The organism is Vibrio sp. CB1-5 (genome assembly GCF_059412285.1).
In genome coordinates this window covers 1-23,914 of record NZ_JBJHPB010000039.1, presented here as the reverse complement: position 1 = coordinate 23,914, position 23,914 = coordinate 1, and the positions used below count along the sequence as shown (strand labels likewise).

Annotated in this window: 22 protein-coding genes; 11 read left to right on the top strand and 11 right to left on the bottom strand. The window is 46.8% G+C overall.

Going from position 1 to position 23,914, the window contains the following annotated elements; all coding sequences use genetic code 11:
- Positions 1 to 76: 76 nt before the first annotated feature.
- Complete coding sequence (gene queA, locus ACJB0T_RS20285; RefSeq protein WP_479292195.1) at positions 77 to 1,129, bottom strand: tRNA preQ1(34) S-adenosylmethionine ribosyltransferase-isomerase QueA; 1,053 nt, start codon at positions 1,127 to 1,129, stop codon at positions 77 to 79.
- 255 nt (positions 1,130 to 1,384) lie between these two features.
- Between queA and ACJB0T_RS20280 the strand changes: the two genes are divergently transcribed.
- Positions 1,385 to 1,855: a CBS domain-containing protein gene (locus ACJB0T_RS20280; protein WP_479288822.1), complete on the top strand. Its 471-nt coding sequence runs from the start codon at positions 1,385 to 1,387 to the stop codon at positions 1,853 to 1,855.
- Positions 1,856 to 2,525: 670 nt separating this feature from the next.
- On the opposite strand, the gene ACJB0T_RS20275 is transcribed toward ACJB0T_RS20280, so the two are convergent.
- Complete coding sequence (locus ACJB0T_RS20275) at positions 2,526 to 3,431, bottom strand: hydrogen peroxide-inducible genes activator (RefSeq protein ID WP_042500709.1); 906 nt, start codon at positions 3,429 to 3,431, stop codon at positions 2,526 to 2,528.
- Between the two features lie 188 nt (positions 3,432 to 3,619).
- On the opposite strand from ACJB0T_RS20275, the gene ACJB0T_RS20270 reads away from it, so the two are divergent.
- The 5 genes from ACJB0T_RS20270 to ACJB0T_RS20250 all read left to right on the top strand — a co-directional run bounded on the left by ACJB0T_RS20270 (position 3,620) and on the right by ACJB0T_RS20250 (position 7,520).
- Complete coding sequence (locus ACJB0T_RS20270) at positions 3,620 to 4,228, top strand: peroxiredoxin (RefSeq protein ID WP_042476179.1); 609 nt, start codon at positions 3,620 to 3,622, stop codon at positions 4,226 to 4,228.
- Between the two features lie 192 nt (positions 4,229 to 4,420).
- On the top strand, positions 4,421 to 5,170 hold the full coding sequence (locus tag ACJB0T_RS20265) for a copper homeostasis protein CutC (protein ID WP_479288821.1): 750 nt from the start codon (positions 4,421 to 4,423) through the stop codon (positions 5,168 to 5,170).
- A 38-nt stretch (positions 5,171 to 5,208) separates the two neighbouring features.
- The gene (gene ppk2 / locus ACJB0T_RS20260) at positions 5,209 to 5,997 is read left to right on the top strand and encodes a polyphosphate kinase 2 (protein ID WP_479288820.1); all 789 of its coding nucleotides are present in this window, start codon (positions 5,209 to 5,211) and stop codon (positions 5,995 to 5,997) included.
- Positions 5,990 to 6,931: a LysR family transcriptional regulator gene (locus ACJB0T_RS20255; protein ID WP_479288819.1), complete on the top strand. Its 942-nt coding sequence runs from the start codon at positions 5,990 to 5,992 to the stop codon at positions 6,929 to 6,931. The genes ppk2 and ACJB0T_RS20255 overlap by 8 nt, the downstream gene beginning before the upstream one ends.
- 85 nt (positions 6,932 to 7,016) lie before the next feature.
- Complete coding sequence (locus tag ACJB0T_RS20250) at positions 7,017 to 7,520, top strand: hypothetical protein (RefSeq protein ID WP_479288818.1); 504 nt, start codon at positions 7,017 to 7,019, stop codon at positions 7,518 to 7,520.
- A 21-nt stretch (positions 7,521 to 7,541) separates the two neighbouring features.
- Here ACJB0T_RS20250 and phoU read toward each other — a convergent pair whose 3' ends face one another.
- The 4 genes from phoU to ACJB0T_RS20230 are packed head-to-tail and all read right to left on the bottom strand — an operon-like array spanning position 7,542 to position 12,968.
- Positions 7,542 to 8,237: a phosphate signaling complex protein PhoU gene (phoU, locus tag ACJB0T_RS20245; protein ID WP_479288817.1), complete on the bottom strand. Its 696-nt coding sequence runs from the start codon at positions 8,235 to 8,237 to the stop codon at positions 7,542 to 7,544.
- 38 nt (positions 8,238 to 8,275) lie between these two features.
- Positions 8,276 to 9,094, bottom strand: coding sequence for a phosphate ABC transporter ATP-binding protein PstB (pstB, locus tag ACJB0T_RS20240; RefSeq protein ID WP_479288816.1), 819 nt, complete (start codon positions 9,092 to 9,094; stop codon positions 8,276 to 8,278).
- Between the two features lie 2 nt (positions 9,095 to 9,096).
- Positions 9,097 to 10,743 carry a phosphate ABC transporter permease PstA gene (pstA, locus tag ACJB0T_RS20235; protein WP_495292928.1) on the bottom strand — a complete coding sequence of 549 codons (1,647 nt, stop codon included), beginning with the start codon at positions 10,741 to 10,743 and terminating at the stop codon, positions 9,097 to 9,099.
- 20 nt (positions 10,744 to 10,763) lie between these two features.
- On the bottom strand, positions 10,764 to 12,968 hold the full coding sequence (locus ACJB0T_RS20230) for an ABC transporter permease subunit (protein WP_479288815.1): 2,205 nt from the start codon (positions 12,966 to 12,968) through the stop codon (positions 10,764 to 10,766).
- Between the two features lie 287 nt (positions 12,969 to 13,255).
- Here ACJB0T_RS20230 and ppk1 point away from each other — a divergent pair, with 287 nt between their 5' ends.
- A complete protein-coding gene (gene ppk1 / locus ACJB0T_RS20225; RefSeq protein WP_479288814.1) occupies positions 13,256 to 15,370 on the top strand; it encodes a polyphosphate kinase 1 in 2,115 nt (704 codons plus the stop codon).
- Positions 15,342 to 16,874, top strand: a complete 1,533-nt coding sequence (gene ppx, locus ACJB0T_RS20220; protein ID WP_479288813.1) for an exopolyphosphatase — start codon at positions 15,342 to 15,344, stop codon at positions 16,872 to 16,874. The genes ppk1 and ppx overlap by 29 nt, the downstream gene beginning before the upstream one ends.
- Positions 16,875 to 16,952: 78 nt before the next feature.
- Here the strand turns inward: ppx and ACJB0T_RS20215 are convergent, their stop codons facing one another.
- The 3 genes from ACJB0T_RS20215 to phoB are packed head-to-tail and all read right to left on the bottom strand — an operon-like array spanning position 16,953 to position 19,940.
- Positions 16,953 to 17,933, bottom strand: a complete 981-nt coding sequence (locus ACJB0T_RS20215) for a PstS family phosphate ABC transporter substrate-binding protein (protein WP_479288812.1) — start codon at positions 17,931 to 17,933, stop codon at positions 16,953 to 16,955.
- Complete coding sequence (gene phoR, locus ACJB0T_RS20210) at positions 17,933 to 19,231, bottom strand: phosphate regulon sensor histidine kinase PhoR (protein ID WP_479288811.1); 1,299 nt, start codon at positions 19,229 to 19,231, stop codon at positions 17,933 to 17,935. The genes ACJB0T_RS20215 and phoR overlap by 1 nt, the downstream gene beginning before the upstream one ends.
- Before the next feature lie 19 nt (positions 19,232 to 19,250).
- Positions 19,251 to 19,940, bottom strand: a complete 690-nt coding sequence (phoB, locus tag ACJB0T_RS20205; RefSeq protein ID WP_042500693.1) for a phosphate regulon transcriptional regulator PhoB — start codon at positions 19,938 to 19,940, stop codon at positions 19,251 to 19,253.
- 194 nt (positions 19,941 to 20,134) lie between these two features.
- On the opposite strand from phoB, the gene rdgC reads away from it, so the two are divergent.
- The 3 genes from rdgC to ACJB0T_RS20190 all read left to right on the top strand — a co-directional run bounded on the left by rdgC (position 20,135) and on the right by ACJB0T_RS20190 (position 22,845).
- Positions 20,135 to 21,043, top strand: coding sequence for a recombination-associated protein RdgC (gene rdgC, locus ACJB0T_RS20200; protein ID WP_479288810.1), 909 nt, complete (start codon positions 20,135 to 20,137; stop codon positions 21,041 to 21,043).
- Positions 21,044 to 21,205: 162 nt separating this feature from the next.
- Entirely contained in the window at positions 21,206 to 22,588 is a 1,383-nt protein-coding gene (gene trhP / locus ACJB0T_RS20195; protein WP_234494462.1) for a prephenate-dependent tRNA uridine(34) hydroxylase TrhP, read from the top strand.
- Between the two features lie 2 nt (positions 22,589 to 22,590).
- Positions 22,591 to 22,845, top strand: coding sequence for a YfhL family 4Fe-4S dicluster ferredoxin (locus ACJB0T_RS20190; RefSeq protein WP_338163594.1), 255 nt, complete (start codon positions 22,591 to 22,593; stop codon positions 22,843 to 22,845).
- 33 nt (positions 22,846 to 22,878) lie between these two features.
- Here the strand turns inward: ACJB0T_RS20190 and ACJB0T_RS20185 are convergent, their stop codons facing one another.
- A complete protein-coding gene (locus tag ACJB0T_RS20185; protein WP_112460995.1) occupies positions 22,879 to 23,187 on the bottom strand; it encodes a hypothetical protein in 309 nt (102 codons plus the stop codon).
- Positions 23,188 to 23,366: 179 nt separating this feature from the next.
- Entirely contained in the window at positions 23,367 to 23,702 is a 336-nt protein-coding gene (locus ACJB0T_RS20180) for a DUF1904 domain-containing protein (protein WP_479288809.1), read from the bottom strand.
- Between the last annotated feature and the right edge of the window lie 212 nt (positions 23,703 to 23,914).

The window sequence follows — 23,914 nt, the reverse complement described above, 5'->3', positions numbered from 1 at the left end:
AAGGTTTTGGTGTTCCCTACCGTATTCCACTGAGTCCTTGAGTGAAATAAAAACTGTCGCTCGCTACAGGCGTTAATTACGCCGTCTTCTTGGTAATGAACATCGCATCACCGTAGCTAAAGAAGCGATATTTTTGCTCTACCGCATGTTGGTAGGCATTCATGACATTGTTATAGCCTGCAAACGCACTCACCAGCATGATCAGCGTTGATTCTGGTAGATGGAAGTTGGTCACGAGACAATCCACCAGCTGATACTCATAGCCTGGGAAGATGAAAATCTCGGTATCACCAAAGAAAGGCACCAGCTCGGTACCATTTTCCAATGCATCTTGTGCTGCACTCTCAAGTGAACGTACTGAGGTGGTACCCACTGCAATGATACGGCCGCCGTTCGCTTTGGTCTCTGCAATCGCATCCACCACGTCTTGAGGTACTTCCACGTACTCTGCATGCATGTGGTGGTCATGGATATTTTCAACGCGAACTGGCTGGAATGTACCAGCACCAACGTGAAGCGTCACATACGCAAAGTTGGCACCTTTCGCTTTAATCTGCTCGAGAACACTGTCATCAAAGTGAAGACCTGCCGTTGGAGCGGCAACCGCGCCTGGCTTTTCGTTATAAACCGTTTGGTAGCGCTCTTTATCTGTATCTTCATCCGGGCGATCGATGTAAGGCGGCAATGGCATGTGGCCAACATCATTTAGGATCTCAAGCACTGTCTTGTCAGACTGCATTTCAATTTCAAACAATGCATCGTGACGTGCCGTCATAATCGCTTGGTATTCGTCGTTTTCACCCAAAAATAGTTCAGTACCTGGTTTTGGTGATTTTGAACAACGTACATGCGCAAGAACGCGCTTGTCATCAAGCATACGCTCTACCAGTACTTCTAGCTTACCGCCAGAGGCTTTGCGACCGAACATACGTGCCGGAATAACGCGTGTGTTGTTGAACACAAGAAGGTCACCAGGCTGCACTTGGCTGACGATATCCGTGAAGTTTCCATCTACAACTTCACCCGTGTTACCGGTCAATTGAAGCAGTCGGCTTGAGCTGCGCTCTGCCTTTGGGTAACGAGCAATCAGCTCATCAGGTAATTCGAAGTGAAAATCTGAAACTTGCATAACACCAATCTTCTTTATTAAGCGACTAAAACGGCGAAAAAATTCGCAGCCGCATAGTATAAAGTGACCCGTTGGAATAGCAAGCTGAACCGACGTTTGTGACCAGTTATCCCGTGATTTACCAAGCGCCATTTAAACCACTTTGTAAATAGGGATATTTTGTGAGTTGAACGGCAAAAACCGATGTTAATCTCAGATTTAATCCGTGAAAAATTCTATAGTTAAAGTACACAAACAGCACGAGTTGGAGGCCATATGATTAAGGTCCAAGATATGATGACTCGCAACCCTCACACCCTATTGCGGTCTCACTCACTAGCCGACGCTAAACACATGATGGAAGCGCTCGATATTCGCCATATTCCCATCGTCGATGCCGAACGTCATCTGCTAGGCATTGTTTCACAACGTGACGTTCTCGCGGCGCAAGAATCTATCTTGCAGAAAATACCCAGCGTTCAGTCTTATACTCTGTCGACACCACTTAGCGAAGTCATGTACACCAACATTATGACCGCAGAACCACGAGCGGGTTTGAAAGAAAGCGCCCTATATATGCAAAAACATAAGGTCGGTTGCTTACCTGTAGTACATAACAAACAACTGGTCGGCATTATCACAGACAGTGACTTTGTCGCAATTGCAATCAACCTATTAGAGCTGCAAGAAGATAGCGAGCCAGAAGAGATTCAATCCGAAGGTGATAGCGAAAGCGTCAGTCTGTAGGGTATGGCGTAGCGTTAGGATAAACGTAGAAAAAAGAAGCGGCTGACGCCGCTCAAATCTACCGACATTCTGTGGTCTTATTCGACCACGTAGGGCAGTGCTCAAAACAGGTTTAATATCAGTTTTCATTTGTAGCTTTTAAACAACAGGTGATGAACTGCCGTTTTAGCAGCCTGGCGAACGAGCAAGCAAGCTCTTTGATGGCTCAGTATACAAAGCGCTGCTTTTTCATTGGCCTAAAAACCTCAAAACCGTCTGTTTACATTACCCCACCCCACTTTAGAGTTACAACTCTAAAGTGGGCATTTTTGCGAATTCGATAGTTTCCTCTTTCTGTATCAAGGGCGCTATTTTAAGCCGCTTTCGTTGCAAGTTACGTAAATTAATTTCAAAAAGAACATTGTGACATGCTGAATGTATAAATCAGCCAACGTCGCAAGCCCTCCTCTCCACTTAGCTAGACTAGCTTTGACAAGGCTGATAACACTTTTTCAAAATGTCACAGTGTAAAATTCACATGGTCAAGCCACTGAAATGATTGAAAACTAATTCAACATCCCCATGATTCACTGGCCGAAAATAATTTGAACCTCCAGTAATAAATACTAAAAAAGGCACCTAAACTGGTGCCTTTCACTAGTACAATTTCGGTCGTTTCTTGGAAAACGAGCTATAGCAACTCAGAAACCACATCTGCAAGCTGCAAAAACGAATCTCGTCGCGAGGAGCTTGGTCGCCATACCAAACCAATATCGCGATGAGCCTGTTGACCTGGCGGCTCAATCACGATGAGGTTTTGGTTCTCTAGCAAACCGTGCTCAATCGCCATTTGTGGTATGAACGTGGTTCCCAAACCATTTGCCACCATTTGCACTAGAGTATGTAGACTCGTAGCGCTAAATGGATTGATCTTCTCTTTTTCAGTGAGCTTACACGCAGAAACCGCATGTTCAGTCAGGCAGTGCTCGTTCTCCAACAAAAAGACCGACTCATCGGGTAGGTCGTCATATTTGATTGGCACCCGAATACTGTCGGCTTGATTACGGCTAATTACCATCTTGAATGGGTCGTGGCCAACAATGCAGCTTTCCATCGAACCGATATCCATTGGCAGCGCAAGAATGAGCACGTCCAACTCACCGTGGCGCAGCGCCGCCAGCAAATTAGCGGTGGTATCTTCTCTTAATAGTAAGTTGAGCTGCGGATAACGGGCATTGATTTCTTGTACCAAATCACACAGCAAGAAAGGAGCGATCGTTGGAATGCAGCCCAGTTTGAGCTGACCTTGCATCACGTCACCTTGGCAAAGGTTGCCAAGCTCAATCAGATCCTGACCTTTAGCCAGCAGCTCACGGCCCTGAGACACCACCATTTCACCAGCTTGTGTAAAGACTAATGGGCTTTTCTTATCTTTCTTTTCGTAAAGAGGGCAACCGATAAGCTCTTCAAGATTTTGGATTCCCTTACTCAAGGTCGATTGACTGACAAAACAGCGCTCAGCTGCCTCGCTAAAGTGTCGGGTTTCATGAAGTGTAACCAGGTAATGAAGCTGCTTTAAACTTGGCCATTTATTCATTTCAACCGCCTGTTTTTTAACCAATATCAAAAAAGGAATCGACCGTATGGCTTCATCGCTTTTTTCGATGGAATTAATCTAATATTTTCGCTTTTTTCAATACTACAATGTGTACTATAGTTTGTCTTGTACAAACACGGACCAAACCGAAATGGTTTGAAATTATCCCTATTTAGGAGCAAAAAAAAATGGTACTAGTTGGTCGTCAAGCCCCAGACTTTACTGCAGCAGCTGTTCTAGGTAACGGTGACATCGTTGAGAACTTCAACTTCGCTGAGTTCACTAAAGGTAAGAAAGCGGTTGTTTTCTTCTACCCACTAGACTTCACTTTCGTTTGCCCATCTGAGCTGATTGCATTCGACAACCGTCTAGCTGATTTCCAAGCTAAAGGTTGTGAAGTTATCGGTATTTCTATCGATTCTCAGTTCTCTCACAACGCATGGCGTAACACTGCTATCGAAGATGGCGGTATCGGTCAAGTGAAATACCCACTAGTTGCTGACGTTAAGCACGAAATCTGCAAAGCGTACGACGTTGAGCACCCAGAAGCAGGGGTTGCTTTCCGTGGTTCTTTCCTAATCGACGAAGACGGTCTTGTACGTCACCAAGTTGTTAACGACCTACCACTAGGCCGTAACATCGACGAAATGCTACGCATGGTTGACGCTCTAAACTTCCACCAGAAGCACGGCGAAGTTTGCCCTGCACAATGGGAAGAAGGCAAAGCAGGTATGGACGCATCTCCAAAAGGTGTTGCAGCGTTCCTATCTGAGCACGCAGAAGATCTTTCTAAGTAATTCGACCCTTCACCCTGTGCTCAAACCAGGGTTGATGGTTGGACAACTATAAAGCGGAAAACGCACGCCAATCATTGAAGAAGAAACGAGTTAGCCGAAAAACGAAGCCCGAGTCACCGACTCGGGCTTTTTTTATTTTCAGATTTCCTGGTCAGCGATATATTGATAGCAGTCTTTCTATTGAGAATTAAAATGAGCTACCAACTTGAAGTCTGTATCGACAATATCGAGTCACTCGCTTATGCCATCGCAGGCGGCGCTACCCGCATTGAGTTATGTTCGTCACTCGCTTTAGGCGGCCTTACTCCAAACGCTGGATTGATCAAACAAGCCGTTCAATCGTCGAGTATTCCTATCTACGTCATAATTCGACCTCGCCAGGGCGATTTCTTGTATGACTGTGATGATGTCGAAATAATGGCAGAAGACATTCGCACAGCCGCCAAGTATGGCGCGCAAGGGGTCGTGCTCGGACTTTTAGACAAAGACGGGCACATCGACATGCCACGTTCCATTCGCCTAGTGAAACTGGCACGTGAGCTTGAACTTGGTGTTACATTTCACCGGGCATTTGATCAATGCAAAAACCCACAGCAAGCGCTAGAGGACGTGATTGCTCTGGGTTGTGAGCGAATACTCACTTCTGGGTTAGCATCCAATGCGTTAGACGGCGCATCCCAGTTAGCAAAGCTGGTTGAGCAAGCCGATGGCCGTATATCAATCATGGCTGGTGCCGGAGTTAATGCCGATAACATCGCAGCTATCATTGCCACCAGCCAAGTGCAAGAAGTACACCTATCAGGCAAATCTTCTCGCAGCAGCAAAATGCACTTTATCGCTGAGCAAGCCAAAATGGGAGCTGATGATGTCGATGATTTCGCGATCCCTGTAACCAATAGCGACAAAATCCGCGCAGTAACCAAAGTGCTAAACTCTCTATAAAAGAAAAGCAAAGAAAGCAGAATTGGAGAAGGACTTCTATGGGCAAGACAAACAAAATGGACAAAAAACTCTATGAAAGTGAACTGGCTCGATTGCAGATCGAGCTGGTTAAGCTGCAAGAGTGGGTGAAACAAGAAGGGCTTAAAGTCGTTGTGGTGTTTGAAGGTCGCGACGCTGCAGGAAAAGGTGGCGTTATCAAGCGCATCACTGAAAAGCTCAACCCTCGCGTTTGTCGTATTGCTGCCCTACCCGCTCCAACTGAAAAAGAGAAAACCCAATGGTACTTTCAGCGCTATGTGGCTCATTTACCTGCAGCGGGTGAAATCGTACTGTTTGATCGCAGCTGGTACAACCGCGCTGGCGTTGAAAAAGTCATGGGATTTTGCAGCGATGAGCAGTACCAAGAGTTCTTACGCTCTTGCCCTGAGTTTGAACGTATGCTGGTTCGCTCCGGTATTGTTCTTCTCAAGTACTGGTTCTCTGTATCCGATGAAGAACAAGAAAAGCGTTTTTTAGAGCGAGTAAACACCCCGATTAAGCGTTGGAAATTCAGTCCCATGGATTTGGAGTCTCGCAACCGCTGGGCAGAATACTCACAGGCCAAAGACACCATGTTTTCTTACACAGATACGAAACTGTGCCCGTGGTGGGTAGTGCCCTCCGATGACAAAAAACGCGCACGATTAAACTGCATTACTCATCTACTCAACCAAATCGATTACCAAGAGGTCACCTACCCAGAGATCGACTTGCCAGAAATCAAAAAACAAGGCTACATGCGAACGCCTATTGAAGAACAATCTTTTGTGCCGGATAACTATGACTGAATCAACACAACTGTTTGATCAACTCGATCTAAACCTGTTAAAAACCTTCCGTATTTTGCTGCAAGAGCGCAATACACGTAAGGCAGCGGAACGTCTTTACGTCACACAGCCTGCTGTTAGCCAAGCTCTACAAAAACTACGCATAGTGTTTGAAGACGAGCTGTTTGTCAAAGTCCATGGCGGCCTTGAGCCAACACCTTTTGCTTTGGATCTTGAGAATAAAATCGCACCATTTGTTGATGGTTTAGAAACGGCGCTCAATCAGCTGGAGGAATTTGATCCTGCGACACTTACTGGGACAATACGAATAGCGTTAGCTCCTATCGTCATGACAAGCCTTGCTGGTGCGTTGTTCACCACTTTTAGGCGGCAAGCGCCATTGTTAAATTTGGAGCTACTCAGCTGGAATCAAACCACAGCGGAAAAAATTCGTAATGGCGAAGTATTCTATGGCGTACATTACGATCTTGAGCATCTGTCCAAAGAGCTCGCTCGCGATCCACTGTTTGATTTAGAAGCGCGCATTATCGTACGTCAAGAGCACCCTATTACTAAAGCACTCATCACACCTAAAGATTCCGTCGGTTACGAACTGGCTTCACTTATCTCCCCCGGCTGGAATGATCACTTCACCTATGCCAGCCACATCCTCGAGCAACAAGGCTACACACCCAAAGTGGGGTTTCGCTCAGAGATGCTGTTAGCCCTAATCGATGTGATTGAATCTACTGATATGCTACTTCCGCACTCTAATCTGTTTCCAATCCACAACTACCCTCAACTCCGCTCAATCAAAGTGGAAATCGATGGGCAGATCTATACCAAGCGCCTGCTTGGCTACTTACACAACAAAAACCGTCACTCGGCAAAAGCAGAATGGATAGAATCCATCATCAAAGAAAAATTGCCGCAGCAAGCCAATAATCACGGCTAATCAAAGCTATTAGTGACGCTACTTAGTCAGTATAAACAGGAGCCGCTAACATCGGCGCTCCTCCTGTTTGCTATTAGGTATGATCATGAAAAAGCTGCTACTAACCATCCTTGCTACCTTGCCCTTCACCACCTTAACGCCGGAAGCTCAAGCACAGAGCATCCATCTTTCACCAGATGTCAAGATTGGGGCATTTAACGGTGCTGGCGTTCAGCTTGGTATCGCGGATGCTCTAGGAATGGATGCAGTTTACTTCAGCTATGCGCGCAAGTATTACGATACCGACCGCTATGACGAGACCATCGACTCTTATCGTCTAGGTCTACAGCATATGTTTAGCGATCGTGAAAACTATGGACTGCAAGCGGAGATCGGCCTAGCCAACTATCGTGGAGAAAAGCGAACCAACAGTAAGCTACTTAATCGTAGTGCCAATGGACTTAGCATCAGTGCGGGTTACGTATATATGCTAAACCCAAGCTTCGGCCTAAGAACTGGCTTTGATTATGACGTGTTCGGTGCGAGCAACACCTTCATCTCTATGGGCTCGCACTTCTCATTAAACTTTGGTGTGGTTGGTCGCTTCTAAATAGCAGCGACGGACGACAGATTACAATATGTCCTTGATGGCCTTTTCATCTAAATGGCGTACATCTTTACCCTTTACGAAGTAAATAATGTACTCACAGATATTTTGACAGCGATCGCCAACACGCTCAATAGCGCGCGCTGACCACATGACCTGAAGAATGTTAGGGATATTCTTTGGGTCTTCCATCATATACGTCATTAGCTGACGGACCACCGCTTCGTATTCCGCATCTAACTTATCATCCAACTTGTAGACTTCAGCCGCCGCATCAACGTCCATGCGAGCAAAAGCGTCAAGCACTTGGTGCAGCATAGCAATGGCTTGTCGGCATAGCGGCTCTAAAGACACATGGAATTTTTGGTGCTTAGTTGAAGGCTGTTCTATGGCCACACGTGCGATACGGGTTGCTACATCACCAATGCGTTCTAAATCAGTAATGGTTTTGATAATGGCCATCACCAAACGCAGGTCTTTGGCAGTGGGCTGACGCTTTGCAATGATGCGCGTACACGCCTCATCGATAGACACTTCCATCGCATTGACTTTGTGATCGTCTCTTACCACTTTGCGGGCAAGCTCTATGTCGTCTTTATGCAAAGCCTGCATGGCAAACGACAATTGCTGCTCAACTAAGCCTCCCATAGTCAGAACATGGGTACGAATAGACTCAAGCTCGGCGTTAAATTGACCTGAGATATGACGACCAAAATGCATGTGTGAAAATTTCCTGTTGTAACCCTAAAGCCAGTCAATCAGCCGTAGCGGCCTGTGATGTAGTCTTCGGTTTGTTTTTCTATCGGTGAAGTAAATATAGTATCTGTATCGGCGTACTCTACCAGTTTTCCAAGATGAATGAACGCCGTGTGGTCACTCACTCGAGCCGCTTGCTGCATATTATGGGTCACGATCACAACCGTATACTTGGTTTTCAGGTCGTTAATCAGCTCTTCAATAGTCAGCGTAGAGATGGGATCAAGCGCCGAAGTCGGCTCATCCAGCAGCAATACCTCAGGTTCAATAGCGATAGCACGAGCAATCACCAATCGTTGCTGCTGACCGCCAGATAACCCAAATGCGTTTTCATGCAGGCGATCTTTGACCTCATCCCATAGCGCCGCTGCTCGTAAAGAGCGCTCAACTGCATCATCGAGGTTGCGACTGTTTTTGATGCCTTGCAGCCTAAGTCCATACACGACGTTTTCATAGATGGACTTAGGAAACGGATTCGGGCGCTGAAACACCATGCCTACGCGGCGGCGCAGCGTCGCCACATCGACTTTGGGATGATAGATATTGCCACCATGAAGCTTGACCTTGCCTTCTACCGTGCACCCTTCAATCAAATCATTCATTCGATTAATGCAGCGCAACAAGGTCGATTTACCGCAGCCTGATGGACCGATAAATGCGGTCACTTGCCCTTTGGGGATGCGCATCGATACGTCATCTAGCGCCTGCTTATCACCGTAGTACAAGTTCAAGTTTTCAATCGCGATGGCGGTTTGCTCATCACTAAGGTTATTCACATCTAAAGGCGTTGGATAGCCCAGAGTCTGGTTAATAGAAAACATGATTAATCTTGTCCTAATGTGCGGTATTTTTCGCGCAGGTTATTACGTATTGCTATTGCTGTTAAGTTTAGCCCAACCACAACGGTGACCAACAAGAACGAAGTGGCGTACACCAATGGTCTCGCCGCTTCAATGTTGGATGTCTGAAAACCCACATCGTAAATATGAAAACCGAGATGCATGAACTTACGCTCAAGGTGTAAAAACGGAAACTGTGAATCTACCGGTAGACTGGAGGCCAATTTTACCACGCCAACCAGCATTAAAGGTGCTACCTCACCCGCCGCGCGAGCAACCGCTAAGATTAAGCCGGTAATGATGGCAGGGCTTGCCATAGGCAATACGATTCGCCACAAGGTTTCCGACTGCGTAGCACCAAGCGCCAGAGAGCCATGACGGGCAGACGTTGGAATACGATTCAAGCCTTCTTCTGTCGCCACAATCACCACCGGCAGCGTCAAAATTGCTAAGGTCAGCGATGACCATAGCAGGCCCGGCGTTCCAAATGTTGGCGCCGGTAAACGCTCAGCATAAAATAGAGAATCGATTGATCCGCCGATGGTGTAGACGAAAAAGCCCAACCCAAAGACACCATAAACAATCGACGGTACACCTGCCAAATTGATAACCCCAACCCGTATCATGCGCGTCAGTAAATTATTCTCAGCGTACTCGTGCAAGTACACCGCCACCAGCACACCAAGCGGCATCACCAGGACCGACATGATAATCACCAGCAGTACGGTGCCAAAAATAGCTGGGAACACGCCGCCTTCAGAGTTCGACTCACGTGGGTCATCCGATAAGAACTTCCAAACCTGATGTCCCCAGTGAGAGAGCTTATCGCCGTAGCCCATCTGATTCGGATACCAAAAATCCAGCACACGATTGAGGCCGATTTCTAATTGCTCGCCGCGCATATCTTCGACAACCAAGGTTTTGCTCGCTAATTCAGCCCTTAGTTCATCAAGCTCGATGTCGGTTTGACTTAGCTGCTCACGAATGATCGCGTTTTGCTGCTGATAGCGAAGCGTTAACTCTTCTGTCAGCACGCCGTTCAAGCTATCACGGCGCTGCTTCAAACGTAGCGCTTCAAGTTGGTGATTGAGTCCTTTTAATCGGCGTTCGGTAATGCCATCAATACGATCGCGGATCAGCTCTATCTGCTGAAGTTCAAACGTTAACGTCTCGGCAATCGCTGTCTCTTGCAGCCCTTCAACACCTTTAAGAGCCAGAATACGACCAAAGAAGTTTCCTCCACGAGTACGCTCAATCACCACGAGTTCCGCGGGCGTCTGAGCATCATGAAGCTCAGATGAAAGCAGAGACACAAAGTCGATGCCATACAAATCTCGATTGGCCACTTTGATGCTATAGCGCTCTACCTTACCCTGTTCTAAGATCTCTTTTGGTAGCAGCGACTGTGCGTTGGGAATATTGTAAGTGGGTACCCAAGTCTTTGAATAGACTTGTCCAATCAATGCCCCACCTTGGCCATCTTGCCACTGATAGAGCGGCGCTGGCCAGAAGTACGTCAGTCCTCGCCAACCAATAAGCAGCAATAAGCCAAGAACGGAAATCAAGCTGATGCTGACCGCACCACCTGTGAGCCAAACCCAAGGTGATCCAGATTTGAACCACTTAAACATGTTCCGACTCCCCTATACAATTAAAGCGCACTGTATTTCTCCCGGAGTCGTTGTCTCACCCACTCTGCTAGTGAGTTGACCACAAAGGTAAAGCTAAACAAGATGAGCGCGATCAAGAACAGCAAACGATAATGACTGCTGCCAACTTCTGATTCTGGCAACTCAACGGCCATGGTGGCCGACAGCGTTCTCATACCCTCAAAAATATTCCAATCTAGGATCGGCGTATTACCCGTTGCCATCAGCACAATCATCGTCTCGCCAACAGCGCGTCCTAGTCCCATCATGACTGCAGAGAAAATGCCGGGGCTAGCGGTCAGCAGCACCACATAGATCAGTGTTTGCCACTGTGTCGCTCCCAATGCTAACGAACCATCAGACAAGTGTTTTGGCACGGAGAAAATGGCATCTTCGGCAATGGTGAAAATAGTTGGAATAACTGCAAAGCCCATAGCAAAACCGACAACTAACGCGTTGCGCTGGTCGAAATCAATCCCATGAGTCGCAAGAAATACCCTTGCGTCACCATTGAATAGCATCACTTCCATGTCGCTAGAGAACGTCATTGCTAAGTAGATGGCAATCAAGATGACAGGTATGAGGGTGAAAGGATGCAAACCGCTCGGCAGCTTGGATGTGTATGCTTTAGGGATGGCGTACCACACCGCGCCAGATAGCAAAGAGAGCAGCGGCAACGCCACCAGTAACAGCAAAATCGCCGGTAAATGCGTCTCTACGATTGGAGCGAACCAAAGTCCCGCTAAGAAACCGATGATAACCGTTGGCAGTGCTTCCATCAGTTCGATGGTCGGCTTAACCACGCGGCGCATTTTCGACGACATAAAGTACGCGGTGTAAATAGCACCAAATACCGCAATCGGCACAGAGAACAGCATCGCAAATAGAGCAGCCTTGATGGTACCAAAAGCAATCGGTACCAAACTGTATTTAGCTTCAAAATCATCGGAAGCGGCGGTGGTTTGCCAAATAAATTCCGGCTCAGGGTAGCTTTCGTACCATACCTTTTGCCACAACGCGCTCAGCGAGATCTCTTGGTGCTCATTAGGAAGATATGCGCGATGGATCGCATCGTCGGATAACACCAGCGCATGATGATTGTTGTTCGATAAGGCGAAAGCACGCACGCTGGAGCTAGGTATTTGACTATCCGAGACAGTTTTATCGCTAGTCGTATAAACGCTTTGTAGATGAAGATTGTTGAACGCCGAGCTGGACGACTGTGGACTCGCAAGAAGCACTGTGAAACCTTTGCTCATGGTTTCTGGTGTTAACAGAGCAATATCAGCCTCAAACTGAAATGAGCGAATCGGCGTAAGTTTACGTTCGCCTTCAGTCAATACATCAAACCATTGCCAAACCTGCTGATTGTCATATTGCACCAGCAGCGAATATGCCCCGGACAACAAATGTACAGCACTGACGTTGGCACCATTCAGCGCCGATAAGTCAACCACCTCACGCGCGTGTAGCGAATGTTCATCGCGGTTAATCACCACCAGCTGATTACCGGAGCGAACATACAAGGTGCGACCATCTGGCGTAACCACCAACTCTTTTGCGCCCTCAATCGCGGTTGGTAAGGTAGCTAAAGAGAACTCACCACTGCTTGATTCCGTGGCGTGGCGTGAATACCTAGCTTGCAGCATGCCGCGCTCATCGATACTCGCAATGACAGTTTCACCTTTGTTGACCACCGCATTGACCAGAGTCGCGCTAGGTATCGAGACCCACTGCACTTCATCAAGATCAGGAACAATCAACTGTGCATCACCACTACTTTGATCCAGCTGCAGTTTGGGTTTTAGTGCGGCGTAATGGTCTTTACCATCCACCGCTAGCAGTGTTTTTTCATCGACAGCTTGCAAGCGCACAATATCATCGGACAACCGATGTGAAGTCTGTTCACCCGTAACAAGCGACTTCTGGATATAACCACCATCAGCAAAGAAAAATACGCTGTCATGGCCGCTATCGCTGACTAAGATTAAAACTGGCGTTTCTGCGAGTTCAGTGCTGATAGCGGGCTGCCATGTGACTTCGTTATCGGAAAATAAAGGCAGCGTGACATAAGCTAAGTAGACGAAGATGAAGATAAGCCCAGCGAGTACACTCAAGCCACCAAATGAGACGACCCAACGCACCAAACGATCTTTGATCAGACGTTTTCTATCTTTGGTATGAAGTGAAAAATTGGCCGTTGCCATAATCTACTAATGTTCTCTTATGATGCAGTTTGAGTGTTATCAGGCGTTTGCCTGCAAGGACAAGAGGCAAGTGAATAGCATGCACGAATTGCCTCAACATAATATTTCGTTTAGATGACAGTTATATTACATAGCATCTAAGGTGCTGAAAATAATGAAATGTGCCGCGTTGCACGCTTTTTGAAATAAAAATGTCATATACAATCTCTAAGGTTCACGACAAGATTCATCTTACATTCCGCTTTGCTGCTTCCCAGTAGTGAGCCCAAACGTCGGTGGTTAAGTACATGAGCGCAGAAAAACTTTATATAGAAAAAGAACTTAGTTGGTTATCGTTTAATGAGCGCGTGTTGCAGGAAGCCGCCGATAAAACGGTACCTCTGGTCGAAAGGATCCGTTTTTTGGGGATTTTTTCCAACAACCTCGATGAGTTCTATAAAGTTCGTTTTGCCGACGTCAAACGCCGTATTTTGATCAACCAAGACCGCGGTGGCAATGACAACTCTAAACACCTGCTTGGAAAGATGCAAAGCAAGGCTCTGAAACTCAACCAACGCTTTGATGAACTGTATAACGAGCTGATCATGGAGATGGCTCGTCGACGCATCTTCCTCGTCAATGAAACTCAGCTTGATGACGCCCAGCAAAAGTGGGTTAAAAAGTACTTTAAAAACGAAGTACTGCCGCACATCACCCCACTTATGCTCAAAGACGATATTGACGTTTTACAGTTTCTGAAAGATGAGTACGCGTATATCGTCGTCGACCTTAAAAACAACGACAGTTCTCAATATGCGATCTTAGAGATCCCAACCGATCACCTGCCTCGCTTTGTTATGGTGCCAGAGCAAAAAGGCAAACGCCGCAAGACCATCATTCTACTCGATAACATTATCCGCTATTGCCTTGACGAACTCTTCCGTGGTTTCTTCGACTATGACGAGCTCAACGGCTATGCGATGAAGATGACCCGCGACGCAGAATACGACCTGAGCCATGAAGTAGAACACAGTCTATTGGAACAGATGTCCGAAGGGGTAAGCCAGCGTTTAACAGCGATGCCAGTACGCTTTGTTTACGAGCGCGATATGCCAGAAGACATGTTAACCACGCTTTGTGATAAGCTGGGTATCTCGAACTACGACAGCTTGATCCCGGGCAGTCGCTATCACAACTTCAAAGACTTTATCGGCTTCCCTAATGTTGGTCGGGATTATCTCGAAAATAAACCTCTGCCACCAATGCGCTGCGCTGACTTTGACGGCTATGACAACACCTTTGATGCCATCCGCGCTCAAGATATTCTGCTCTACTATCCATACCACACGTTTGAGCACATTACAGAATTGGTGCGCCAAGCCTCGTTCGACCCTAAAGTGCTGAGTATTAAGATTAATATCTATCGCGTTGCCAAAGATTCACGTTTGATGAACTCACTGATTGATGCGGTGCACAATGGCAAGAGCGTCACTGTGGTAGTCGAACTGCAAGCTCGATTCGATGAAGAGGCCAACATTGAATGGTCAAAAGTACTGACCGAGAATGGCGTCCACGTAATTTTTGGTGCGCCGGGTTTGAAGATCCACTCTAAGCTGCTGCTGATAAGTCGCCGCGAGGAAGGAGAAATCGTTCGTTACGCTCACGTAGGTACAGGTAACTTCCACGAGAAAACGGCACGTATTTATACCGACTTTTCACTGCTCACAGCGGATCAGGAGATCACCAATGAGGTGCGCAATGTGTTCGGCTATATCGAGAACCCTTATCGCCCGGTCAGGTTCAACCAACTGATTGTCTCACCGCGCAACTCACGTAAGCAGCTCTATCGCTTAATTGATACCGAGATTGCTAACGCACAAATCGGCAAAAAAGCAGCGTTGACGCTCAAAGTAAACAACCTCGTGGACAAAGGCTTGGTGAGTAAACTGTATGAAGCAAGCAGCACAGGCGTAAAAATCAATATGATCATTCGTGGTATGTGCTCACTGGTACCGGGAATTGAGGGGGTCAGTGATAACATCAAAATTATCAGTATTGTCGATCGCTTTTTAGAGCACCCTCGCGTTATTATTGCTCACAATGATGGTGATCCACAGGTGTACATCTCCTCTGCAGATTGGATGACGCGAAACATCGACCACCGAATTGAAGTGGCAGCACCTGTGCGAGATGAGCGCTTAAAGCAACGTATTATCGATATCGTCAACATCCACTTTACCGATACGGTAAAGGCTCGTTGGATTGATAAAGAAATGAGCAACACCTATGTTCCTCGCGGTAATCGCAAGAAAGTTCGTTCACAAATTGCTATTTACGACTATCTTAAACAGGTAGAGAAGCAAACTAGAAAAAGCAAACAACAACTAGAACATAATGAGTCAAAACCCGGACACGAACACTAAAGAGCAACCAACAAACGACGTTATCACCAAAGATGTGGCGGCGATTGACCTTGGGTCAAACAGCTTCCACATGGTGGTCGCCAAAGTCGTCGACCAAGACTTACAACTGGTTAGCAGGCACAAGCAACGCGTCAGGCTCGCTTCCGGTTTGGATGAAAATGGACACTTAGATGATGCTGCCATGGAGCGAGGCCTAGAGTGTCTCGCGATGTTTGCCGAGCGCCTTCAGGGGTTTCAGGTCGACAACGTTCGCATTGCTGCAACTCATACTCTTCGTATCGCCGCCAATGCTCATGTCTTTTTGCAAAAAGCTCGCGATGTTCTACCTTTCCCTATCGAAGTCATTCCTGGTGAAGAAGAAGCGCGCCTTATCTATGCAGGCGTTGCGCATACGCAAACCGAGTCCAACTCAAAACTGGTCATCGATATTGGTGGTGGCAGTACCGAACTGATCATTGGTAAAGCGTTTGAGCCGGTACTGCTAAACAGCACTCAAATGGGCTGTGTCAGCTATACCAACAAGTACTTCGCCAACGGTAAGCTTTCTTCCAAGAATTTCACCAAAGCCATTCTCTCTGCCAGACAACGGCTTGAAGCATTGACCCCACGTTACAAGAAGAAAGGCTGGGAAGTGGCACTTGGCTCCTCTGGTACCATCAAAGCCATCAAAGAGGTGCTGGTTGGTATTGGCTATGAGGATGGCATCATCAGCAATAAGCGTCTTTATAAGCTCATCGACAAGCTGTGTGAATTCGACAGTATCGATGATATCGCACTGCAAGGATTAACCCCTGAGCGCAAACCGGTGTTTGCGGCCGGTGTTGCCATTCTCACCGCGATCTTCGAGAGCTTGAAAATCAAAGAGATGCATTTTTCCGCCGGTGCGCTTCGTGAAGGCTTGCTGTATGAAATGGAAGAGCGCTTTGAGCGCTCTGATATTCGTATGCGCACGGCAGAAAACTTAGCCAAAAAACACTTTGTCGATCTTGAGCACGCAGCACGAGTGCGAGGTCAAGCGCATGAGTTTTTGAATCAAGTGTACGAGTCACTCGGGCTTAAAAAGAAAAGCGAATTGTTCAGCTTATTAGAGTGGAGTGCCTTGCTTCACGAAGTCGGACTGAGCATTAGCTATCAAGCCTTTCACCGACACTCGAGCTATATTCTCAACCATACCAATATGCCTGGCTTTAACAGTGAGCAACAGTTGGTGCTTGCCACCTTGGCGCGCTTTCAGCGCAAAGCGCTTAAATTGCAAGAGCTCCCAGAGTTTACTCTCTTCAAGAAAAAGCACATTGTTGGCCTCATTGGTATTTTGCGTTTGGCGATCATCGTCAATGGTCAGCGCAATGAAGAGTTGCTACCACTTGAACTATCCATCGACGATGAGACTTGGACACTCACCAGTATCCAAAGCAACTGGCTAGAGCAAAACAAGTTGCTGCAAGCGGACTTACAAACCGAGCAGGTCTACTGGGAGTCAGCAGGCTGGAATCTGGTGTTCTAAACGCCTGGATGTGACTGACGACTAAAACAGAAAAAGCGGCAAATAGGCCGCTTTTTGTTTGTCCGTTAGAGCATCAGCTTATTCGATGCTCAGCCCTACCTTGGCCAGTTCACCTTTAGCAAACTCAAGACTCACCGGAACATAGCCGTCTTTCTGGACGATCCTTTGCCCTTCTCGAGAATAGATATAACGAATATAAGCCTCTTCAATAGGTGAGAGCGCGCGGTTGGGATCTTTATTTACGTACACATAGAGAAAGCGCGATAGTGGATAGTGCCCGGACTGAACATTTTCCTGAGTCGGCAGTACGTATTGCTCCCCATGATTGGCAATCGGCACCAACTTGACGCCAGAAACCTGATAGCCGATCCCAGTGTAACCTATGGTGTTAATCGATGAAGCAACCGACTGGACTACTGAGGCTGAGCCAGGCTGCTCATTAACATTACGTCTAAAGTCACCGCCACATAGTGCTTTATCTTTAAAGTAGCCATAGGTACCGGATACCGAGTTGCGCCCAAAGATTTGAATCGCGCGTTCATTCCAAGGCGTTTCAATATCTAGCTGCTGCCAAGTTCGCAGATACTCAGTTCCCCCGCAGCGAAGGGTTGCTGAGAAAATTGCATCGAGCTGCTTAAAATTCAGTCCTTCAATCGGGTTGTCGGTGTGAACAAACAACCCAATTGCATCGATAGCAACTTTAAGCGCTGTTGGCTTATAACCATATTGGCGTTCAAACGCCTCCACTTCACGTGTGCGCATCTCTCGGCTCATAGGGCCAAACTGCGCTGTCCCTTCCGTCAAGGCCGGTGGCGCCGTCGACGAGCCAGAAGCCTGGATCTGCGGATTCACATTTGGGTAAAGGTTTTTGAATTCTTCGAGCCATAATGTGGTCATGCCGGAGAGCGTATCTGAACCTACAGAAGAGAGGTTGCCCGATACACCAGAGAGCTTACTATACTTGGGCAGTTCCTGTGCCAAAGCACTGCCTGACAACAATGCACCGTTAAGCCCCAATAACGTTAACCCTTTAACGACACGCACTACAAAAGCTGTCATCACTGAACCACCAATCGCTCTGGCAAAATGAAAGAGAACTTACTGCCCACGCCGACTTCAGAGTGGATTTCTAAGTGTGAATCGTGATGTGATAGCGCATGTTTTACAATCGCTAAGCCGAGTCCGCTACCACCAGTATCACGAGATCGTGCCTTATCGACACGATAAAAGCGCTCCGTCAATCTGTGCAGATGCTGCGCTTCAATGCCATCACCGGTATCTTCAACCTCTAGATGTGCCCCTTGAGAAGACTGATACCAACGCACTTTGACATTAGCGCCAGGAGGTGTGTATTTCACTGAGTTGTAAACCAGATTTGAAATCGCACTGCGCAGCTGATCATCATCACCAAACACGCGTAAGCTGTTGTCGACATCAAAAGTGATCTTATGTTGATCATCACCGCTCAGGCTCACCGCTTCTTTTTCTAGCACTTCTAGCATTGCGGGCACATTTACAACCTCGTCAAGCTCGTGCATTGGCGCAGCTTCAATTTTCGATAGCGTCAGCAGTTGATTGACCAAGCTGTTCATGCGGTTGAGCTGCTCTGTCATGACGCCATGCGCTTTAGTCCACATCGGGCCGACAACCATATCTGGATCTTCAGTCATCTCCAAGTAACCTTGCAACACCGTCATTGGCGTTCGAAGCTCGTGAGAAACGTTAGCAAAGAAATTACGACGCATGCCTTCAAGCTGTTTCAGCTGGCTGACATCACGTACTACCATCAGGTGTTCACCTTCTGTGTACGGCACAATACGCAGCTCAAGCATTCTCTCTACATTGAGGGGGGAGCGCATCTCTAACGGTTCTGAGAAGTCTTGCTTACTGATGTATTTGATAAAATCAGGCGTGCGGATCAAATTGGAGATAGGCTGCCCCGAATCATCAGGCCAACGAAATCCTAGTAGATGCTGAGCGAGCTTGTTACACCAAACGATATTGCCTTCACTTCTAAATACCACGACGGCATCGGGAAGCGATTCCGCACCGTTTTTAAAGCGGCGGATAAGATTTGTCAGCTCTTTACGCTTGCGGCGCTGCCTTTGCTGAAGGCGATAGATGCCGTTAAATAACGACTCCCAATTGCCTGTGCCCGATGGTGGGGTCAGGCGCTTTTCATCCCAGAGCCAAGCAGACAGGCGTAGCTGATTATGTAGATGCCATATCAACTGCAAAACCGTGGCCACCAGAAGCAGCCACGGCATGTATCCAAATATCCACCCAACGACAATCCATGGGGTGTAAAAAAAAGCCAGCTCCCAGGCCAGCTTTTTCCAGGTTAACCTTTCAACCATTTACCTCTCCAGTTCGATGCTAGCCCTTGGTTGAGAATCGGTAGCCCGCGCCTCGAACGGTTTGAATCAATTTATCATGACCTGCTGATTCAAGGGCTTTACGTAGACGACGAATGTGCACATCAACAGTGCGGTCTTCAACGTAAACGTTGGTGCCCCATACATTGTTTAGTAGCTGCTCGCGGCTGTAGACGCGCTCTTGGTGAGTCATGAAGAAGTGCAGCATTTTAAACTCAGTCGGCCCCATATCAAGAGGCTGATCATTCGCAGTCACTCGGTGAGAAACAGGATCTAGCTTAAGACCTTGCACATCAATCACATCTTCGAGTGCTGTTGGTGTCACACGGCGGATCACCGCCTTAAGGCGAGCAACCAGCTCTTTTGGTGAAAATGGCTTGGTGATGTAGTCATCCGCACCCACTTCTAAGCCGCGCACCTTATCTTCTTCTTCACCACGAGCAGTAAGCATCACAACAGGGATGTTGCGAGTCAGCTCTTCGCGTTTCATGTGCTTGATAAAATTAATGCCAGAACCGCCAGGTAGCATCCAGTCTAGTAGAACAAGATCTGGGAAAGGTTCAGCCAGTTTGTTAACTGCTGTATCGTAATCTTCAGCTTCAACAGCTTGGTAGCCTTTCTGCTCTAATACGAAACACAGCATTTCGCGAATCGGTGCTTCATCCTCGACCACCAGGATCCTTCTAGACATATCTGAATAACCTTTTGGAATCTAATCAACTTCATGCATTATCAAGAATTATTATGACACTTTTGTGACCATTGAAAACAATTTTTAATATAACTTTCGCACAAGATCTATTGCGATAATCGAGATTTAAGCTAGGACAATTTGAGGAAAATTGCCTATCATGTTCAGCTATCTATTCTAAAGGTGAGAGTAATATGTGGTTTAAAAACTGTTTGGTCTATCGATTCAACAAGGAACTAGAGTTTAATGCAGATAAGCTAGAGCAGCAGCTTGAAGAGTTTCGCTTTACTCCATGTGGTAGCCAAGACAAGCAGAAATTTGGCTGGGTAACAGCACTGGGTAAGCATGGCGATATGATGACCCATGTTTCTGAAAACCGAATTCTACTGTGCGCCAAAAAAGAAGAGAAGATGCTGCCAGCGTCGGTTATCAAAGACTCTCTCGCTAGCAAAGTAGAAGCACTTGAGACTCAAGAAGGTCGCCCTCTGAAGAAAAAAGAGAAAGACGATCTTAAAGACGAAATCATCATTGATCTTTTGCCACGAGCGTTTAGCCGCAGCAATCTTACTCACCTTCTAATTATGCCAAAAGAAGGCTTTGTGATTGTTGATGCTAGCAGCTACAAGAAAGCTGAAGACGTGATTGCGCTACTGCGCAAGACCATGGGTAGCCTTCCTGTTATTCCAGCATTCCCAGAGCAGCCAATTGAGAATACGCTAACCGAGTGGGTCAAAACCAACGAAGCACCAACAGGCTTTAACCTTCTTGATGAAGCTGAGTTGAAATCAGTCCTTGAAGACGGCGGCGTTATCCGTTGTAAGAAACAAGAGCTGTCTAGCGACGAGATCCTGGGTCACATTGAAGCCAACAAGTTTGTGACTAAGCTTGCGCTTAACTGGCAAGATCGTATTGAATTTGTCCTTGCCGATGACGGGAGTATCAAACGTTTAAAATTCAGTGACGAACTGAAGGATCAAAACGATGATATTCCGCGTGAAGAAGCAGCGGCGCGTATTGACGCTGACTTCTCTCTTCTATGTGGTGAATTCGGTGCCTTCTTGCCTAACTTGTACGACGCGTTAGGCGGCCTACCTAAGCAGTAACCCCTTCTCTATCAAGCTCGCTTCTCAGCAATAACTGCGGCTCATGAGTAGCGAGCCTGATTCAAAACTTGGAAATCTCCTCATACTAGCGTAAAATTTGCGCCCCTTAGTGCCATTAGGTGGCACAACACTGACTTGTAATCAGATTAGAGATATAAAGCAATGTTTACTCCAGAACTTCTGTCACCAGCTGGCAGCCTCAAAAACATGCGTTACGCATTCGCATACGGCGCAGATGCAGTATACGCAGGTCAACCTCGCTATAGTCTTCGTGTTCGTAATAACGAGTTTAACCACGAAAACCTAAAAATCGGTATCGATGAAGCACACGCTCAAGGTAAAAAGCTGTATGTGGTATGTAACATTCAGCCACACAACTCAAAGCTAAAGACCTTCATCCGCGATCTTAAACCTGTGGTTGAAATGGGTCCTGACGCCCTAATCATGTCTGACCCAGGTCTTATCATGATGGTTCGTGAAGCCTTCCCTGAAATGCCAATCCACCTGTCTGTACAAGCGAACGCGGTAAACTGGGCGACAGTTAAATTCTGGGCTGCGAATGGCGTTGAGCGCGTAATCGTATCTCGTGAGCTGTCACTGGAAGAGATTGAAGAGATCCGTGAACATTGCCCTGAAACTGAACTAGAAGTATTCGTACACGGTGCACTTTGCATGGCGTACTCTGGTCGTTGCCTATTGTCTGGCTACATCAACAAGCGCGATCCAAACCAAGGTACATGCACTAACGCATGTCGTTGGGAATACAAAGTTGAAAAAGCGACAGAGAACGACGCGGGTCAAATCGTCGAAGAGTTCACACCAGAAGCTCAACCTGTTGAGGTTGTAGACGAGCGCCCTGAGACCACTATCGGCCGTGGCAAGCCAACGGATGAAGTTGTATTGCTTTCTGAAAGCCACCGTCCTGAAGACAAGATGGCTGCATTTGAAGATGAGCATGGTACATACATCATGAACTCAAAAGATCTACGTGCGGTTCAGCATGTAGAGCGCTTGACGAAAATGGGCGTTCACTCGCTTAAAATTGAAGGTCGTACCAAGTCTTTCTACTACTGTGCACGTACTGCACAAGTTTATCGTAAAGCGATTGACGATGCTGTTGCCGGCAAGCCATTCGATGAGTCACTAATGGGTACGCTAGAAAGCCTTGCTCACCGTGGTTACACTGAAGGCTTCCTACGTCGCCATACACACGACAGCTACCAAAACTACGATTACGGTTACTCTGTTTCAGACTCTCAACAGTTCGTTGGTGAGTTTACCGGTAAACGCCGTGGTCACTTGGCTGAAGTAGAAGTAAAGAACAAGTTTATCGTTGGCGATAGCCTTGAGCTAATGACACCGAAAGGCAACGTTGTCTTCAACCTAGAAGTGATGGAAAACCGCAAGTCAGAAAGCATTGATGACGCAAAAGGTAACGGTCACTTTGTCTTTATTCCAGTACCAGAGGAATTGGATCTGGACTACGCACTACTGATGCGTAACCTAAACTCAGGACAAGATACACGTAACCCAACGGGTAAGTAATCATGGCGCTGCTCATTACCGACAAGTGCATTAACTGCGATATGTGTGACCCGGAATGCCCTAATGGTGCCATTTCTATGGGAAGTGAGATCTTCGAGATCGACCCTGCTCTATGTACTGAGTGTAAAGGTCACTACGAGAAACCAACTTGTCAATCGGTATGCCCAATCACGAAATGCATTATCACCGATCCCAATCATGTGGAAACGGATGAAGAGCTATTAGAAAAGTTTGTGATTATTCAAGGCATGGCCTAAACGCAAAAAAGCCTCCAGATGGAGGCTTTTTTATTACCCAGACTTTTCGATTGGGAACACATTGCAGTAGAGCTCTTTCTCGTACTGTATCTCCAGCTTTTTGCGCCAGTTTTCCGCAGAATTTATGGGAATCAAATAGAACTTCTCTCTGCTTGTATCAGTCACAAAGGCAATGCCATGTTGCATCAATTCGTAGTGAATGTCGTTTACAAACCCTAATGTAAAGCTTTGCCTACCAGATAATTGGTTAATGTCTTCTCTGGTCAGGATCACTCCGTCTTTTTCCGTCGCGAACCTTTCTCTTAGCCATCGGGCAAACTGCCTTGATGATATCATTGTCATAACAGTATTCCTTACCCAAAGTCATAGGGGAACACCCCCTATCAAGCAGTAGAACAGTCCTAAGTAAGACAACCATAAAACCTAGAAAACAACGACTAATCCACTGAAGTACTGATAACAATAGTCAACAACCTAGCACTTCTCCAGTCGCATTTGTGAGAGTGGTACCAATCAGATAGTTAACCGTAATGGCTACCATTGTCGTAATAGCTTGCAGGATCAAGTGCGACGAATATGACGGCAACATCGAGCTCTTTACCCAAAGCAGATCGGATCTGTTCCGTAATAACAGCAGCTACTTTATCCTTCACTTCCTGCCCACGATCAAACCATAACATTTCCACAAACGGATAAGCATGACTTAACTTACCATCGAAGTAAAACGTTGAGCTAACGCGCTCGATGGTAAAGTCCTCTCTTGGGCAATCCATAAGCGGTTGAAGCTCGTCAACTAACGGGCTAGAGAGTGTTTTGACTATCTCTGATTCCAGAGCTCTAAAACGTAAATGAGGCATAATCATATCCATGTATGTAATGATGGTTATGAGTATATCAGTGAACAATAAAATTCGAGAATGTAGAAATACAGAAATGAAAAAGGCCCTAACCTAAGTCAGAGCCCTTGAATACTTCGGATGTAAAAAAGCCCCGTCTTTCGACGAGGCTTTTAAGATGGCAGGGGTGGAGAGATTCGAACTCCCAACACGCGGATTTGGAATCCGCTGCT

Coding starts and splice junctions, on each gene's coding strand:
- queA (WP_479292195.1), bottom strand. CDS start 1,129: ATGCAAGTTTCAGATTTTCACTTCGAATTACCTGATGAGCTGATTGCT.
- ACJB0T_RS20280 (WP_479288822.1), top strand. CDS start 1,385: ATGATTAAGGTCCAAGATATGATGACTCGCAACCCTCACACCCTATTG.
- ACJB0T_RS20275 (WP_042500709.1), bottom strand. CDS start 3,431: ATGAATAAATGGCCAAGTTTAAAGCAGCTTCATTACCTGGTTACACTT.
- ACJB0T_RS20270 (WP_042476179.1), top strand. CDS start 3,620: ATGGTACTAGTTGGTCGTCAAGCCCCAGACTTTACTGCAGCAGCTGTT.
- ACJB0T_RS20265 (WP_479288821.1), top strand. CDS start 4,421: ATGAGCTACCAACTTGAAGTCTGTATCGACAATATCGAGTCACTCGCT.
- ppk2 (WP_479288820.1), top strand. CDS start 5,209: ATGGGCAAGACAAACAAAATGGACAAAAAACTCTATGAAAGTGAACTG.
- ACJB0T_RS20255 (WP_479288819.1), top strand. CDS start 5,990: ATGACTGAATCAACACAACTGTTTGATCAACTCGATCTAAACCTGTTA.
- ACJB0T_RS20250 (WP_479288818.1), top strand. CDS start 7,017: ATGAAAAAGCTGCTACTAACCATCCTTGCTACCTTGCCCTTCACCACC.
- phoU (WP_479288817.1), bottom strand. CDS start 8,237: ATGCATTTTGGTCGTCATATCTCAGGTCAATTTAACGCCGAGCTTGAG.
- pstB (WP_479288816.1), bottom strand. CDS start 9,094: ATGTTTTCTATTAACCAGACTCTGGGCTATCCAACGCCTTTAGATGTG.
- pstA (WP_495292928.1), bottom strand. CDS start 10,743: ATGTTTAAGTGGTTCAAATCTGGATCACCTTGGGTTTGGCTCACAGGT.
- ACJB0T_RS20230 (WP_479288815.1), bottom strand. CDS start 12,968: ATGGCAACGGCCAATTTTTCACTTCATACCAAAGATAGAAAACGTCTG.
- ppk1 (WP_479288814.1), top strand. CDS start 13,256: ATGAGCGCAGAAAAACTTTATATAGAAAAAGAACTTAGTTGGTTATCG.
- ppx (WP_479288813.1), top strand. CDS start 15,342: ATGAGTCAAAACCCGGACACGAACACTAAAGAGCAACCAACAAACGAC.
- ACJB0T_RS20215 (WP_479288812.1), bottom strand. CDS start 17,933: ATGACAGCTTTTGTAGTGCGTGTCGTTAAAGGGTTAACGTTATTGGGG.
- phoR (WP_479288811.1), bottom strand. CDS start 19,231: ATGGTTGAAAGGTTAACCTGGAAAAAGCTGGCCTGGGAGCTGGCTTTT.
- phoB (WP_042500693.1), bottom strand. CDS start 19,940: ATGTCTAGAAGGATCCTGGTGGTCGAGGATGAAGCACCGATTCGCGAA.
- rdgC (WP_479288810.1), top strand. CDS start 20,135: ATGTGGTTTAAAAACTGTTTGGTCTATCGATTCAACAAGGAACTAGAG.
- trhP (WP_234494462.1), top strand. CDS start 21,206: ATGTTTACTCCAGAACTTCTGTCACCAGCTGGCAGCCTCAAAAACATG.
- ACJB0T_RS20190 (WP_338163594.1), top strand. CDS start 22,591: ATGGCGCTGCTCATTACCGACAAGTGCATTAACTGCGATATGTGTGAC.
- ACJB0T_RS20185 (WP_112460995.1), bottom strand. CDS start 23,187: ATGACAATGATATCATCAAGGCAGTTTGCCCGATGGCTAAGAGAAAGG.
- ACJB0T_RS20180 (WP_479288809.1), bottom strand. CDS start 23,702: ATGCCTCATTTACGTTTTAGAGCTCTGGAATCAGAGATAGTCAAAACA.